The organism is Micromonospora jinlongensis, from assembly GCF_013410645.1.
GTDB lineage: Bacteria > Actinomycetota > Actinomycetes > Mycobacteriales > Micromonosporaceae > Micromonospora > Micromonospora zamorensis.
The window spans coordinates 4070362-4085310 of record NZ_JACCHK010000001.1 but is presented as its reverse complement, the minus strand read 5'-3'; the positions used below and the strand labels follow the sequence as shown (position 1 = coordinate 4085310).

Genomic DNA, 14949 nt, shown 5'->3' with positions numbered 1-14949 from the left:
TCGCGGCTCAGGGCGGGTTTGCAAAATGTGGTCAAACGCACCCGTAACGGGACGAAGATCAGGACGTTCCCGCGCTCGGGCTCTCCGACGGGTCCGGGGTCGGCGGCGCCGCGGTGTCGAGCGGCTCCCGGTCGATCACCACCGGGCCGGCCAGCTGCACGGTGGCCGGTGCCGGGCCGGGTGCAGCGGCCAGCCGCAGCGTCCCGGCTCCGGTCCGCACGCCGGTCGGCGTGCCGTCCCGGTCGTAGCAGTAGATGCCCACGTCCAGCGGGGCGTTGAGCGACGCCGAGGTGGACTCCACCGAGTAACAGGTGCCGGTGACGCCCTCCGGCGCGCTGGCCGGGGCCACCGCCAACGGCGCGCGTCGGTCGGTGAGCACGTCCAGCCAGTCGGTGAGCGGATGCTGGATCCGGGGGTCCGACCGGCGCGGGATCGCGTCGTCGCGGTCACCGAGGCGTACGCAGCTCGCCGACTCCGGTCGGCCGGCCGACGGCAGGGCGCACTGGAACAGCCCGTCGGCCGTGGCGGCCATCGAGACGTCGGCGGCGCCACCCAGGGCGCCGCCCGGCACGTCGACCCGCCAGCTGCCGTCGTTCGCGCTGGTGAAGACGATGGTGCGGTCCGGTTGACCCGTCCGGCTGTACACGTACTGCGCCACCAGGTGGCGGTCCTGGGCGGCCGCGGCCAGCGCGGCAAGCTCGTCCCGGGCCGCCTCCACCTCGACCGCCCCGGTTTCCGTGGGCGTCGGGCTCGGGGGCTGCGAACTGGTGCAGGCAATCAGGAGTGCTGGCAGGGCGATCACGAGCGGCCAGAGCACGCGGCCGGTCGGGCGGATGAGGGCGGGCACCGGCCCATTCTGGTGGGTGCCGGCCGTTGGTGGGTGCCGACGCGTACCGGGCTCGTTCCGGCGTGTCGGACGGGGTCGTGCCCGCGTACCGCCCGACCTGGTGGGACCGGCCCTCGCCGGCCCGTGCGGGCCGGATGGTGGGATCACCTGACCCGCCGTCGTCGCCCGCCGGATACCCTCAAGGGGTCTGACACGCGCCGCCGGCCCCGGTTCCGGCGGCGTCGGCACGCTCAGGGTCACTGGGAGGGAGTGCACCGTCGTGGCACTCGTGGTGCAGAAGTACGGCGGGTCCTCCGTCGCCAACGCCGAGCGGATCAAGCGGGTGGCCGAGCGCATCGTCGCCGCCCGCAAGGCCGGCGACGACGTGGTTGTGGTGGTCTCCGCGATGGGGGATACCACCGACGAACTGCTCGACCTGGCCAACCAGGTCAGCCCGCTGCCGCCGGGCCGCGAGCTGGACATGCTGCTCACCGCCGGTGAGCGGATCTCCATGGCGCTGCTCGCCATGGCCATCCACAACCTGGGGTACGAAGCCCGCTCGTTCACCGGCTCCCAGGCCGGCGTGATCACCACCTCGGTGCACGGCCGCGCGCGGATCATCGACGTCACCCCCGGGCGCCTCAAGGGCGCGCTCGACGAGGGTTCGGTGGTCATCGTGGCCGGTTTCCAGGGCGTCTCCCAGGACACCAAGGACGTCACCACCCTGGGCCGGGGCGGCTCGGACACCACCGCCGTGGCGCTCGCCGCAGCCCTGCACGCCGACGTCTGCGAGATCTACACCGACGTGGACGGCATCTTCACCGCCGACCCTCGGATCGTGCCCAACGCCCGGCACATCAAGCACATCACCTACGAGGAGACGCTGGAGCTGGCCGCGTGCGGCGCAAAGGTTCTGCACCTGCGTAGCGTGGAATACGCCCGGCGGGCGGGGTTGCCGATCCACGTCCGTTCGTCATACTCGACCAACACCGGCACGATGGTCACCGGATCGATGGAGGACCTTTCCGTGGAGCAGGCACTGATCACCGGGGTCGCGCACGACCGCAGCGAAGCCAAGATCACGATCGTCGGGGTGCCCGACGAGCCGGGCGCCGCCGCGCGGATCTTCGACACGGTCGCCGGCGCCGAGATCAACATCGACATGATCGTGCAGAACGTCTCCACCGAGGGCACCGGCCGGACGGACATCTCGTTCACCCTGCCCAAGACCGACGGCCCGACCGCGATGGCCGCGCTCAGCAAGATCCAGGAGCCGGTCAAGTTCAAGGGCCTGCTCTACGACGACCACGTCGGCAAGGTCTCGCTGATCGGTGCCGGCATGCGCTCGCACCCCGGTGTGGCCGCCGGGTTCTTCGCCGCGCTCGGCGCGGCCGGGGTCAACATCGAAATGATCTCCACGTCCGAGATCCGGGTCTCCGTGGTCTGCCGGGACACCGACCTCGACGCCGCCGTCCGCGCCATCCACGACGCGTTCGAGCTGGGCGGCGACACCGAAGCCGTGGTCTACGCGGGGACGGGTAGGTAGCGCCGATGACGGCGCTGCCCACCCTCGCAGTGGTCGGAGCGACCGGTGCCGTCGGCACCGTGATGTGTGAGCTGCTCACCGGGCGTCGCAACGTCTGGGGCGAGATCCGGCTGCTCGCCTCCGAACGCTCGGTCGGGCGCCGGGTGCGCTGCCGGGGCGAGGAGATGGTCGTCCAGGCGCTGACCCCCGAGGCATTCGACGGGGTCGACGTGGCCATGTTCGACGTGCCCGACGAGGTCTCCGCCGAGTGGGCACCGATCGCCGTCTCCCGAGGCGCGATCGCTGTCGACAACTCCGGCGCGTTCCGGATGGACCGGGACGTCCCGCTGGTCGTGCCCGAGATCAACCCCGAGCAGGTCCGCAACCGGCCCCGGGGCATCATCGCCAACGCCAACTGCACCACCCTCGCGATGATCGTCGCGGTCGCGCCGCTGCACCGCGAGTACGGCCTACGGGAGCTCGTGCTCGCCTCGTACCAGGCGGTTTCCGGCGCGGGCAAGTCCGGCGTCGACATCCTGCACGACCAGCTCGCCAAGGTCGCCGGCGATCGGGCGCTGGGCTCGCGCACCGGCGACGTACGGCAGGCGGTCGGCGACGACCTGGGCCCGTTCCCGGCACCTATGGCGCTCAACGTGGTGCCGTGGGCCGGCTCGCCGGCAGACGGTGGCTGGTCGTCGGAGGAAATGAAGATCCGCAACGAGTCGCGGAAGATCCTCGGCCTGCCCGACCTCAAGGTGTCCGCCACCTGCGTCCGGGTGCCGGTCGTCACCGCCCACTCGGTGGCCGTGCACGCGGTCTTCGCCACCGAGGTGGACGCCGAGGGCGCCCGCGAGGCGCTGCGCAACGCACCCGGGGTGATCCTGGTCGACGACCCCGCCGCCGGGGAGTTCCCGATGCCGATCGATGCCGTCGGCACCGACCCGTCCTGGGTCGGCCGGATCCGCCGTGCCCTGGACGACCCCCGCGCCCTCGACTTCTTCGTGACCGGCGACAACCTCCGCAAGGGTGCGGCCCTCAACACCGCCCAGATCGCCGAGCTCCTAGCCAAAGAACTCCGCACCCCCTAACCAGCGCTCCCCGCCCCCGCCCCCGCCCCGCCCCCGCCTCCGGGGTCGATCATGGAGTTGTGGTGGGCGATTTAACACCGGCAGCGGCAAATATTCCCCACCACAACTGCATGATCGACGGGGTGGGGGTTGGGCTTACGCGGCGGACAGGTGGACTCCGTCTCGGCCTTGGCGTTTCACCGCGTACAGGGCCTGGTCGGCTCTTCTCAGGGTGCGGTCGGGGGTTTCGCCGGGGCGGGGTAGCGCGACGCCCACGCTGATCGTGCGGCCGACTCGCCGGGCCGCCTCGGTCAGCCGCTCGGCGATCCGGACCGCCTCCTCCGGGCGGCTCACCTCGATTACCGCGACGAACTCGTCGCCGCCGATGCGGTACAGCTCGTCACCGTGGCGCAGCGCCCCCTCCAGCGCCCGGGCCAGCCCGACCAGCACGCGGTCGCCGGCCTGGTGGCCGTACGTGTCGTTGACGGTCTTGAAGCCGTCCACGTCGATCGCCAACAGGGCCGTACGCCCCGGGGTGGCCGCCGCGATCCGCTGCCCGAACGGGCCGGTGTGCCGCAACCCGGTCAGCGGGTCGGAGCTGGCCTGCTCGCGCAGCCGGGCCAGGGTGCGCAGCCGGTCCAGGCTCGTCCAGGCCTGACCGGCCAGCAGTTCCATCAGGCTGACCGTGGTCGGATCCGGGCGCAGTGCCCGCTCGTCGGCGACCAGCAGCACCCCGCCGACGTCCGGCGGCCCGACCGGAACGGCGACCAGCGTGCGCACCCCCGCCCGGGTCAGCGGTCGATAGTCCTCGGTCGGCGGGTGCCCCGCCTCGCCCAGCGTGTACCCCGCGCCGTACCGGTGTGCCCGGTCGACCATCCGGACCAGTGCGGCCGGACCCGCCTCGGTCAGCTCGGCGCGGATCCGGGTCTCCAGGTCGCTCGGGACCGCCGGGGGTGCGCCGAGCTGCCCCGCGATCAGCAGCACCGCTGTGGAGAGGCCGGAGACCTCGCGCGCGGCGCAGGCCGCCACGTCCAGCACGTCCGCCTCGGTCGGTGCGGAGGAGAGGGCGGCAGCGTGCCGGAGAAGCTTCTCGCTGCGGCTCTCCGCCGGTGGGCCACCGAGGGCGGCGATCCGCGCGCCGAGCTGGTCGGCCAGCTGTTGCGTCGTCTCCCGCCACGGCTCCAGCTCGATCGGCTCACTCCACTGCAGGTCGAGGACGCCGATCGCCCGGCCCGTCGGGTCCAGCACCGGTACGCACAGCTCGGCGGTCACGTCCGGGCGTACGGGTAGGTAGTCCGGGTCGACGGTGACGTCCGGGACGACAGCCGGGGTGCCGGTGTCGTACACCCGGCCGACGATGCCGGTCCGCGCCGGCACGGTCGCGAAGACCTGCCAGGCCCCGGTCGCCGCGACGCAGCGCAGGCGGTCGTGGACCGCGAGCAGTACGGAGATGGTCGCCGGGGTGTGGCGGGACAGTGCGCTGACCGTCCACCGACAGGCCTCCGGCGTGCTCGACGCCATCGGCAGGCGGACGGTGACGTCACGGATGACTCGCTGATGATCCACTCGCACGTCGTTCCAGGTAGGGGAGGGAGCCCGGCGTCGCCGAGCCGCGCGATCAAGCGTACTTCCGGCTTCGCGGAGTCGACGGGCGTCGTACACATGTTCTATCCACAGGCTGTGGACGCAGCCTGTGGGCTTCGGGCTTCGGGCTGTGGGTCCTGGTCGCGGGCAACGCGAAACGGTGACCGGCGATAGCGTGGAGATCCCGGCGCGGAGGAGCGACCCATGATCATCGCCCAGCTCAGTGACCCGCACCTGACCACCGGCCTGCTCGCCGCCGCACCGGCTGCGGGCCTGCACCGTGCGCTCGGCCGGGTGCTCGCGTCGCGGCCCCGACCGGACTGCGTGGTGATCACCGGTGACCTGGTCGACCACGGGCGACCCGACGAGTACGCGGCACTGCGCGAGCTGATCGGCCGGTTCCCGCTGCCGGTGCACCTCGTTCCCGGCAACCATGACGACCGGGAGTCGCTGCTCGACGCCTTCGGGGGTACGCCGTGGCTCGGAGGCGGCTTCTCCGCCTACTACCACGTCGACCACGAGGCGGCGACGGTCGTGGTGCTCGATTCGCTCGTCACCGGCAGCGACGGCGGCCAACTCGGCGAAGAGCAGCTCGGCTGGCTCGACGGGGTGCTGGCCGGGCGACCCGAGGTGCCCGCCGTGGTCTGCCTGCACCACCCGCCGGTAGCTGTCGGTTTCCCCGCGGCCGACTCCATCCGGCTCGCCGACGGTGACGCGCTCGCCGAGGTGATCGGCCGGCACCGGCACGTCGTCCGGGTAGCCGCTGGCCACCTGCACCGCGCCGTCACCACGGCGTACGCGGGCACTGTGCTCACCGTGGCGCCCAGTACCTGGAGGCAGAGCGCCCTCACCATGAGCGCCGACGAGCAGTTCGGTTGGGTCGACGAGCCGACCGCCTTCCTGCTGCACCTGGTCGACGCGGGCGGCTGCGTGACACACACCGTGCAGGTGAGCCACGCCGCCGGCCAGACCGGCGGCTTCTGACGGCACCCCTCATGGAGGTCTGGTACGTCGCGTACGGCTCGAACATGCACGCCGCCCGGCTGGCGTGGTACATCGGGGGAGGCTGCCCGCCCGGCGGAAAGCGGACGTACCCGGGCTGCCGGGACCGACGCCCACCGAGCCGGTCGGTGCCGGTGTCGCTGCCCGGCGGCATCTACTTCGCCGGCGAGTCCGGCGCCTGGACCGGCGGGATGGCCTTCTACGACCCGCACCTGCCGGGCGAGGCCGCCGCACGCGCCTACCTGGTCACCCTGGAGCAGTTCACCGACATCGCGGCACAGGAGATGTACCGCCCAGTGGATGACGCCACCGACCTCATCCCGGCGACCGGCGCGGCCATCGACGCCGCCGTCTCCAACGGGCGGGCGACGCTCGGCCCCGGACGGTACGAGACGCTGGTCTGCCCCGGCAGCCGCAGCGGCCTCCCGATGCTCACCTTCACCGCACCCGAGGGCGCGTCCGGCGTGCGTTGTCGGCCACCCGCGCCGACCTACCTCGGCATGATCGCCCGTGGCCTGCGGGAGTCGCACGGCTGGTCGGCCGAGCGGATCGCGAGCTATCTGGCAGGCCGGCCCGGCGTGGCGGACGCCTGGTCGCCGGACGCCGTCGCGGCCCTGGTCGACGAAGCGCTGGTCAGCGAGGCGCTGGTCAGCGAGGTCCTGGTCAGCGAGGCGTTTCCCGAGGGCTCACCGTCGGCGTCAGGCCGGCCCGGCGATTGACGCTGCGTCGCGTGCCGGCCCGGCGGTTGGCCCTGCCGGCGTCGCGCCGGCCCGGCGCTTGAGCCTGCGGCGTCGCGCCGGCCCGGTGGTTGACCCTGCGTCGCGCGCGCCCGGCTGGCGGGCCGTGCGCCGGGGTGGTCGTCAGCCGAGCAGGAACTCGCGCAGTGCGGGAGCGAGCGTCGCGGGCGGCACCTCGTGGTTGCCACCGTCGAGGCTGATGGACCGGCCGCCAGGGACTGCCTCGGCTGCGGCCCGGCTCCCATCCCGCAACCACTGTGGACTGCCGGTGCTGTCCACCGCGAGGGTCGGAGCGGTGATCGCGGCCAGCCGGTCAGCCGGCAGTCGCCCTCCCGCGCTCACGATGGCGTCGTACGGCAACGTGTGCGCGATGGCGGTCAGTGCGCCCCACACCGGTTGTGCCCGCATCCCGGTGATCGCCTCGGCGGGCAGCCCGACCGAGACGCTGAGGAAGGTCTCCACAGCGCCGTCCCGGTCGTCGACGGCGATCAGCTCGATGAGCTGCGCGGTGATGTCCTTCCGGACGCCCAAATGCGAGCCCACCTGAAACGGCGGCTCGAACAGGACCAACCCGGTCACCGGCAGACCCTGCGCCGCGGCGAGGGCGGCCAGGATCGCCCCCGAGGAGACCCCGTAGACAGCGGCGGAACCACCTGCCGCCGCGATCACGGCGGCCAGGTCATCTATCTCGCGGCCGATCTCGTAGGGCAGGGTGTCGCCGCTCTGGCCCCGACCCCGGCGGTCGTAGCCGAAAACGGTGAAATCCGGTGCCAACGCCGCACCCAGTGCGCGGGTCGTGTTGCGGTCGTTGAACGCGCCGCCCACCAGAACCATCGCAGGCCCGGTCCCGGCCCGTTCGAAGGCGATGGGCGTGCCATCCGCGGATCTCACCTGCTCGACCACCGGTGCCGTTCCGCTCACGATGCCGCCTCCGTCCGCGCTGACCGTCCCGTCCTTTCTAGACCCTGGGTCCGACACTGTCTGGCAGACCCACCGAACGGCGGTCGATCCGTGGTCGAGGCGTACCCGCAGCTCTGATGTGCTGCCTGGGTCGACCGGGCGGCGTCCGGATGAGAGGCTGTCGGGGCGGGCGGCCAACCCCAACCGCCGCCAATCGCGACCCTTTCGACGGCGCTGGCCGGCGGCCCGGTCGACCCAGAGGCCGGGCACCGCACGCGCCGATTCTCACAAGGAGATCCATGTCCATAACCAGGATGCGTCGGGCCGCTGTCGGTCTGACCGTGCTTGCGGTGGCCGCGTTCGGCGCGGTCGCCACCAGCCCTGAGCAAGCCGACGCACGGCCGAAGCCGGTCGACGTCACCCTGCTGGCCCTCAACGACTTCCACGGCAACCTCGAACCGCCGAGCGGGTCCAGCGGCACCATCGCCGGGCAGACCGCGGGTGGTGTCGAATACCTGGCGACGCACCTGGCCGAGCTGCGCGCCGCCGCCAAGAAGAAGAACACCATCACCGTCGCCGCCGGTGACCTGATCGGGGCGTCACCGCTGCTCTCCGCCGCGTTCCACGACGAGCCGACCATCGAGGCACTGAGCATGGCGGGGCTGGACTACGCCAGCGTCGGCAACCACGAGTTCGACGAGGGTGCCGCCGAGCTGCTGCGGATCCAGAACGGCGGCTGCCACCCGGTCGACGGCTGCGCCGACGGCACCCCGTACCGCGGCGCCGGCTTCAAGTACCTGTCCGCGAACGCCTTCAAGACCGCGACCGGCAAGCCGCTGATGGCGCCGTACGCGATTCACAAGGTGCAGGGCGTCAAGGTCGGCTTCATCGGGATGACCCTGGAGGGCACCCCGCAGATCGTCAGCCAGCAGGGCGTCGCCGGCCTCAGCTTCGCCGACGAGGCGGACACCGCCAACCGGTACGCCCGTGAGCTGCGCCGCAAGGGCGTGGAGACGATCGTCGTGCTGCTGCACGAGGGCGGCACGCAGGCGGCGACCGGTGGGATCAACGACTGCGTCGGCATGACCGGCCCCATCGTGGACATCACCAACCGGATGGACCCGTCGATCGACGTGGTGGTCAGTGGGCACACCCACCAGGCGTACAACTGCGACATCAACGGCAAGCTGGTGACCAGCGCCAGCTCGTTCGGTCGCCTGGTCACCGACATCGACCTCAAGATCGACCGCCGGTCGGGCGATGTCATCTCCGCCGCCGCGAACAACGTGGTGGTCACCCGGGACGTCGCCAAGGACCCGAAGCAGACCGCGCTGATCGACCGGTACAAGACGGTGCTCGGCCCGGTCGCCGACCGCCAGGTCGGCGAGACCACCACCGCGATCACCAAGACCCAGGAAACCCTCTTCGGTACGAGTCTGGGTGAATCGCCACTGGGCAACCTGATCGCCGACGCGCAGCTCGCCGCCACCGACGACGAGCAGAATGCCGTGGCCGCCTTCATGAACCCGGGTGGGGTCCGGGCCGACCTCAACGCCGGCCCGGTCACCTACGAGGAGGCGTTCACGGTGCAGCCGTTCGCCAACAACCTGGTGACACTCGACCTGACCGGCGCGCAGCTCTACTGCGTCCTGGAACAGCAGTTCGTCACCGGCCGGACGCTGTACCCGTCGTCCACCGTGGCTTACGTGGTCGACCCGAACGGCACCACCGGCACGGTGGCCGACCCGTGCGCCGGCACCCGCGTGGTCCGGGGCAGCCTCACCATCGGCGGCACCGCCGTCGACACCGCCGCCACCTACCGGGTGACGGTGAACAACTTCCTGGCCGGCGGTGGTGACGGGTTCAGCGCCCTCACCGGCGGGACGAACCTGGTCACCGGCCAGATCGACCTGGACGCCTTCGTGGCGTACCTGACCGCCCAGTCGCCGGTCTCCGCGCCGACGCTGGACCGGATCCGCACCACCGCCGAGGTCCCCGCCGCCTGACGGCCGACCCCGCGCCACGTCGGGCCCCGGAGCATCCGCTCCGGGGCCCGACCCGTCCCCCGCCCCGGGCGGACACCCTGCCCCGCACCTGCCCCGCGCCTGCCCGCGGCCGCTCCGCGCCTGCCCGCGCCTGCCCGCGCCTGCCCCGCGCCTGCCCGCGGCCGCTCCGCGCCTGCCCGCGCCTGCCGCGCCTGCCCGCGCCTGCCGCGCCTGCCCGCCCCTGCCCCGCCCTGCCCCGCGCCCGCTCCGCGCCCGCCCGTCCCCGCCCTGCGCCCGCCCGTCCCCGCCCTGCGTCCGCCCGCGCCTGCCCGCGCCCGCTCCGCGCGCCAAGATCGCGCTCGAACGTGGATGTAGTGGTATCAGCGCCCGGGGATGCCACTACATCCCGGATCGAGCGCGATCTTGGCGAGCGGCGAGATGAATGGGGAAGATCCGCACAACATCAGGGATGTTGCTGTCTCCTGCGCGTCGGAGGCAGCAACATCCGGGAAGTTGCTCGGATCTTGGCGCGGGGGCGCGGGGGCGCGGGCGCGGGGGCGCGGAGGCGCGGGCGCGGGGGCTCGGGGTGCCACGGGCCCGTGGAGTGTTCGAGGTCAGGCGGGGGTTGGCGCCGGAGCGGGTGACGCCGGGGTGGTCGTCGTCGTTCGGCCGTCCTGTTCGGCGCTGAGCAGTCGGCGTAGGGAGAGCGCTACCAACGAGGCGACCAGGCAGCCGCCGACCACGGTCGCCACCCAGACCCTGCCGTTGGCGGCGCCGAGGAGCGGACCGGCGGTCACCGGCCCGATCACGCCGCTGATCCCGAAGATCATTGAACTCATCGCGTTGTATCGGCCGCGCAGCTCGTCGGTGGCCAGCGCGTTCGTCAGCGCGGGCATCACCGGCGACAGCATCGTCTCGCCGAAGCCGAAGATCGCCGAGCAGGCCACCACGCATAGTGCGGCAAAGACGGCGTTCTCGGCGCTGACCAGGCCGCCGGCACCGAGGACCAACCAGGCGGCGGCGAACACCGCCCCGACCACGGCGAGTGCGCCGGTGCGGCTACGCCCCTCGATGCGGCGGATCACCAGGAGTTGGGCGAGCACGATCATTACCGTGTTGGCCGCGAGTGCCCAGGCGACCACCTGGGGGGTCACCTCGACGACCCGCACCGCGTACGCGGCGAAGCCCACCTCGATCTGGGCGTACCCGCAGGTGGTGAGAATGAGACCGAAGATCACTAGTCGGCGGAACGGGCGGTCGCGGAGCACTGTCAGATAGCCGCCGGAGGACGGCTCGTCGCTGGCCCTGGGGCGGACGAGTCGGTGGCCGACACCCGGCAGGGTCAGCAGGATCAGCGCCGGCATCAGGTAGCTGACCGCGTCGAGTACGTAGATGATCTGGAACGTGCCCGGCCGGGCGGTGTCGACGATCGCGCCGGACGTCATGCCACCAATGCCGATACCGAGGTTGAGCAGGGCGAAGTTCAGCCCGAACACCCGTTGCCGTTCGTCGTCGGCGGTCAGCGAGGCGAGAATCGTGTTCTGCCCGGACCAGATCGCCGAGCTGCCGATGGCGACCACCGTCATCACCGCGAACGCGGAGGCGCTCGAATCAACCAGCGCGAGCGAGCCGGTGCCGATCGCCTCGATCACCAGGCACGGCACCACGACGCGGCGGGCACCGAATCGATCGATCAGCGTCCCGCCCAGCGGTGACAGCGCCAGGGTGACCGCGCCGTACCAGCCGATCACCAACCCCGCTCGGGTGTCGGTGAGTCCGCGTACGTCGGTGAAGTAGATGAACAGGAACGGCAGGGTCAGACCGCGCCCGATCGCCGACAACAGGGTGCCGATCAGGAGTCGGCGAGCTTCGGAACGGCGGGGCAGGGCGCGGCGCAGCATGTCCGGCATTCTGTTCGCTGGGTACGACACCGCGCGAACCGTTTACCGAGGCGGTGGCTGTCGGGGTGCTCTGCCATGCTGGCTCGGTGAGCGTGACCTGGCGACACCTGCCCGCATCCGCCCGCGAGATCGCCTGCGCCGCCACCGAGGCGGTCGAGACCGCAAAGAGCCAGGACACCGAGGCGTACGAGGTGGCCGTCGGCCGGCTCGCCATGGCCGAACGCTCGGGGCTGGTGCTCGGTGCCGTGGTGCGGCAGCTACTGGAGGCGACCCATCCGGACGGGCTGGACGGCGACGACGTACGGCAGGTGCTCCAGCGGTGCGTCCGCGCGGCGGCCCCCTGGCGACCGGACGTCGACCCGCACGTCGTGCTGGTCCTGCTGGCCGGGGCGCTCGGCGTGTACGACCCCGGTGAGGACGACTCCCCGCCCGGCCCGGCTGCGCTCGCCCGGCACGCCCCACTGCTCGTGGCCGACCTGCTGGCGGTGACGGGTCGGCCGCTCGACGGCTACCTGAGTGCGGCGTTCACCGAGATCGAGCGCACCGAACGGCACGACTGACACGCCCGGCCGAACGGGGGAAGGCGCCGACCGATCGGCGCTGATCACATCGCTCGGCATCACGCTATGCTCGCTCCCGCATGATCGACTTGCACGGGGGTGCGTGATGGAAAGACGGATGTGGGCAGGGCTGGCGGTCGTACCGCTGCTTGGTGGTGTTGGCCTGGTGGGGCCGGCGACGCCCGCGGTGGCGGTGGCCCCGGTGCCGGTCGCCTAGGCGGCGGCCAACCCGGCGAACGAGCTGTACGTGAGCGGCAAGGACTGCGCGTCGGGTGCCGACGGCAGTGAAGGGGCGCCGTACTGCACCATTTCGGCGGCGGCCGCGGTGGCGCAGCCCGGCCAGACGGTACTGGTACAGCCGGGCGACTACCCGGAGTCGGTGACCCTGACCCGGTCGGGTGCCGAGGGCGCTCCGATCACCTTCCGTGCCGTCAACAGCGTGAATGGTCGCATCACTGTCGGCAACATCGGTGAGACCGTCGTGGGTACGGTCTTCCGGTTCAGCGCTGTGCATGACGTCGTGGTCGAGGGCTTCGTCGTGGAGGACACCGACACGGTGGTGCCCGTCGTGGTCGACGCCTCGACGAGAGTCACCATCAACGACATCGCCGCGCGGGCTTATCGTGCTCCGGCAGCCGTGCACGTCACCGGTAACTCCACCGACGTCACGATCAGCCGGGCGTTCCTGACTCAGTCGGCGGCCCCCGCCATCCGGATCGATCCGGGTGTTCGCGGGACGGTGGTCGTCAACAACCAGCTGCACATGGGTGGTCTGCTGGCCACCGATGCTCCGGGCACGGTCATCACCAACAACACGGTGCTCACCAATTGCGTGCGGGGCATCGACGTGGTCGGCAACTCGACCGGGCTCTCGGCTCAGAACAACATCGTGCGCACGAGCGTGGGTCACTTCGCCTGCAAGACGCCGCAGGACGCCATCGCCATCGCGGTCGCCGCGCCGGCCACGGGAACCGTCAGCGACTACAACCTGATCGACCCGATCAGCGGCGGTCCCGTCTATCAGTGGGCGGGCACGGCCTACTCCGACCTGGCGTCGTTCCGGGCCGCGACCGGGCAGGGCGGCAACGACATCACCGCCGACCCGCTGATCGCCGGGAGCACGAGCGGAGGACCCAAGACCTTCTTCCCGGTCAATCCGACCTCGCCCGCCGTGGACTCGGCGAACGCCCTCGCGCCGGGTGTCACGCGTACCGACACGCTCGGCAACCCGCACAGCGACAACCCCGCCGTGGCGAACACCGGCACCGGATTCCACGACCGGGGCGCGGTCGAGGCTCAGGGCTACCCGGGGAACGGGCAGTACGACATCCGGCAGAAGCCCGGTGACGACTCGTTCGCCGTGACGGCGACGGTGACACCGCAGTTCGCCTGGCCGGTGGACGGAGAAGGTGGCACGATCTCCTACCGGTTTGACGGGAAGCGCTACCTCACTGTCACGTCGGCCCGCTCGGTGGCCTCGTCCTTCAAGGAGGCTGGCGAGGGCTGCGTCTCCATCGCGATCAGCTACACCGGGTTCCGGTGGGCCGAGGCGACGAGTGGCAGCGTCTGCACCAGGGTCGGAACGCGGTACACGCCGTCCGCCCCGACGCGGTTGCTGGACACCCGGGCGGCGATCGGTACCGCCACCACCACCCCGGTGCCGGCCAACGGCGAGGTCACCGTGCCGATTCCGGCGGTCAATGGCGTACCGGCGGCCGACATCATCGCGGTGGTGCTGAACGTCACCGTCACCGCGCCCACCATGCCCGGCTTCATCAGCGTCCGCGCCCCGAACGGGCAGCTCGGCTCCTCGAGTGTCAACTTCGTCGCCAACGAGACGGTTCCGAACCTGGTCATGACGCAGGTGAACGGTGGAGTGGTCCGGCTGGTCAACCGCAGCGGCGGCACCGTCCACCTGCTCGCCGACCTGCAGGGGGTCTACAGCCGGCAGGGCTCCGGGTTCAAGACGCTCGACCCGACTCGGGTGCTGGACACCCGTACCGGCACCGGCGGCCCACTGGCCGCGAACGGTGAGCGACGTCTGGACCTCTCCGGAAAGCTGCCGGCGGACGCCACCGCCGCGGTCCTCAACGTCACCGTCACCGCACCGACGACGGCTGGTGTCCTCAGCGTCTACCCGGACGGTTCCCCGGCGCCGCTGGCGTCGAACCTGAACTTCGTGGCCCGGCAGACCATCCCCAACCTGGTCGTGGTGCCGGTGGTGGCGGGCAAGGTGATGATCCGCAACGTCAGTTCGGGGACCACCCACGTGGTTGCCGACCTGGCCGGCTACTTCGGCTCGGCCGCGTCGGGTGCGGACCAGACCTACGTGCCGTCGGAGGGCCGGGTCGCGGACTCCCGCGACGACTCCGGGTGGCTCAGGGTGCTGCACCCCGGCCCGTTCCCCGCCTTCGCCGTGGGTGGTGCCCCGATCTCCAGCGGCTGGTGCGGAACGGGATGTCCACTGGTAACCGCCGGGGTGTTGAACCTGACCGTCACCGCGCCGACGGCGGCGGGTGTGCTGACCGCGTACCCGCGCGGGGCGACGAGGCCGACCGCGTCGAACGTGAACTTCGTGGCCGGGGAGACCGCCTCCAACCTGGTCGTGTCGAAGTCCGGCGGCGACTATGTGGATGTCTTCAACAACAGCTCCGGTACGGCTCACCTCATCGCTGACCAGGCCGGATACTTCATCGCCTCGGCCTACTGAGGCGCGGCGTCCCGCAGCGGCCGGGTATCGGATCGATCCGATACCCGGCCGCTGCGTCGATCGACCCGGATGTCCAGCCGATCGGCCAGCCCGGCGACCCAGTCGGGGACGTCCACATCGGTATTGGTCACGGTATTCTCCGCGAGCTTGAA

Annotated in this window: 11 protein-coding genes; 7 read left to right on the top strand and 4 right to left on the bottom strand. The window is 71.6% G+C overall.

Annotated elements, in window-relative coordinates; all coding sequences use genetic code 11:
- Positions 1 to 58: 58 nt before the first annotated feature.
- Entirely contained in the window at positions 59 to 847 is a 789-nt protein-coding gene (locus HNR22_RS18055) for a hypothetical protein (RefSeq protein WP_343059859.1), read from the bottom strand.
- Positions 848 to 1106: 259 nt separating this feature from the next.
- Between HNR22_RS18055 and HNR22_RS18050 the strand changes: the two genes are divergently transcribed.
- The gene (locus HNR22_RS18050) at positions 1107 to 2372 is read left to right on the top strand and encodes an aspartate kinase (RefSeq protein WP_088950592.1); all 1266 of its coding nucleotides are present in this window, start codon (positions 1107 to 1109) and stop codon (positions 2370 to 2372) included.
- A 5-nt stretch (positions 2373 to 2377) separates the two neighbouring features.
- A complete protein-coding gene (locus HNR22_RS18045; RefSeq protein ID WP_088950591.1) occupies positions 2378 to 3439 on the top strand; it encodes an aspartate-semialdehyde dehydrogenase in 1062 nt (353 codons plus the stop codon).
- A 135-nt stretch (positions 3440 to 3574) separates the two neighbouring features.
- Here HNR22_RS18045 and HNR22_RS18040 read toward each other — a convergent pair whose 3' ends face one another.
- Positions 3575 to 4984 carry a diguanylate cyclase gene (locus HNR22_RS18040; RefSeq protein WP_179781345.1) on the bottom strand — a complete coding sequence of 470 codons (1410 nt, stop codon included), beginning with the start codon at positions 4982 to 4984 and terminating at the stop codon, positions 3575 to 3577.
- A gap of 222 nt (positions 4985 to 5206) precedes the next feature.
- On the opposite strand from HNR22_RS18040, the gene HNR22_RS18035 reads away from it, so the two are divergent.
- Together HNR22_RS18035 and HNR22_RS18030 are read left to right on the top strand one after the other, a co-directional pair.
- Positions 5207 to 5986 (top strand): phosphodiesterase, encoded by a 780-nt coding sequence (locus HNR22_RS18035; RefSeq protein WP_179781344.1) that lies wholly within the window; start codon positions 5207 to 5209, stop codon positions 5984 to 5986.
- 11 nt (positions 5987 to 5997) lie between these two features.
- Positions 5998 to 6723, top strand: a complete 726-nt coding sequence (locus tag HNR22_RS18030) for a histone deacetylase (RefSeq protein WP_179781343.1) — start codon at positions 5998 to 6000, stop codon at positions 6721 to 6723.
- A gap of 141 nt (positions 6724 to 6864) precedes the next feature.
- On the opposite strand, the gene HNR22_RS18025 is transcribed toward HNR22_RS18030, so the two are convergent.
- Positions 6865 to 7662 (bottom strand): alpha/beta fold hydrolase, encoded by a 798-nt coding sequence (locus HNR22_RS18025; RefSeq protein ID WP_343059857.1) that lies wholly within the window; start codon positions 7660 to 7662, stop codon positions 6865 to 6867.
- Positions 7663 to 7940: 278 nt separating this feature from the next.
- On the opposite strand from HNR22_RS18025, the gene HNR22_RS18020 reads away from it, so the two are divergent.
- Positions 7941 to 9647, top strand: coding sequence for a bifunctional metallophosphatase/5'-nucleotidase (locus tag HNR22_RS18020; RefSeq protein WP_179781342.1), 1707 nt, complete (start codon positions 7941 to 7943; stop codon positions 9645 to 9647).
- Between the two features lie 593 nt (positions 9648 to 10240).
- Here HNR22_RS18020 and HNR22_RS18015 read toward each other — a convergent pair.
- The gene (locus HNR22_RS18015; RefSeq protein ID WP_179781341.1) at positions 10241 to 11527 is read right to left on the bottom strand and encodes an MFS transporter; all 1287 of its coding nucleotides are present in this window, start codon (positions 11525 to 11527) and stop codon (positions 10241 to 10243) included.
- 86 nt (positions 11528 to 11613) lie between these two features.
- Between HNR22_RS18015 and HNR22_RS18010 the strand changes: the two genes are divergently transcribed.
- Positions 11614 to 12087: a hypothetical protein gene (locus HNR22_RS18010; RefSeq protein ID WP_343059856.1), complete on the top strand. Its 474-nt coding sequence runs from the start codon at positions 11614 to 11616 to the stop codon at positions 12085 to 12087.
- Positions 12088 to 12334: 247 nt separating this feature from the next.
- Entirely contained in the window at positions 12335 to 14797 is a 2463-nt protein-coding gene (locus HNR22_RS18005) for a NosD domain-containing protein (RefSeq protein ID WP_179781340.1), read from the top strand.
- Positions 14798 to 14949: the final 152 nt, after the last annotated feature.

Excerpts from the sequence above, each read along its gene's own strand:
- HNR22_RS18030 (WP_179781343.1), top strand. The coding sequence starts at position 5,998 with ATGGAGGTCTGGTACGTCGCGTACGGCTCGAACATGCACGCCGCCCGG.
- HNR22_RS18020 (WP_179781342.1), top strand. The coding sequence starts at position 7,941 with ATGTCCATAACCAGGATGCGTCGGGCCGCTGTCGGTCTGACCGTGCTT.
- HNR22_RS18045 (WP_088950591.1), top strand. The coding sequence starts at position 2,378 with ATGACGGCGCTGCCCACCCTCGCAGTGGTCGGAGCGACCGGTGCCGTC.
- HNR22_RS18035 (WP_179781344.1), top strand. The coding sequence starts at position 5,207 with ATGATCATCGCCCAGCTCAGTGACCCGCACCTGACCACCGGCCTGCTC.
- HNR22_RS18015 (WP_179781341.1), bottom strand. The coding sequence starts at position 11,527 with ATGCTGCGCCGCGCCCTGCCCCGCCGTTCCGAAGCTCGCCGACTCCTG.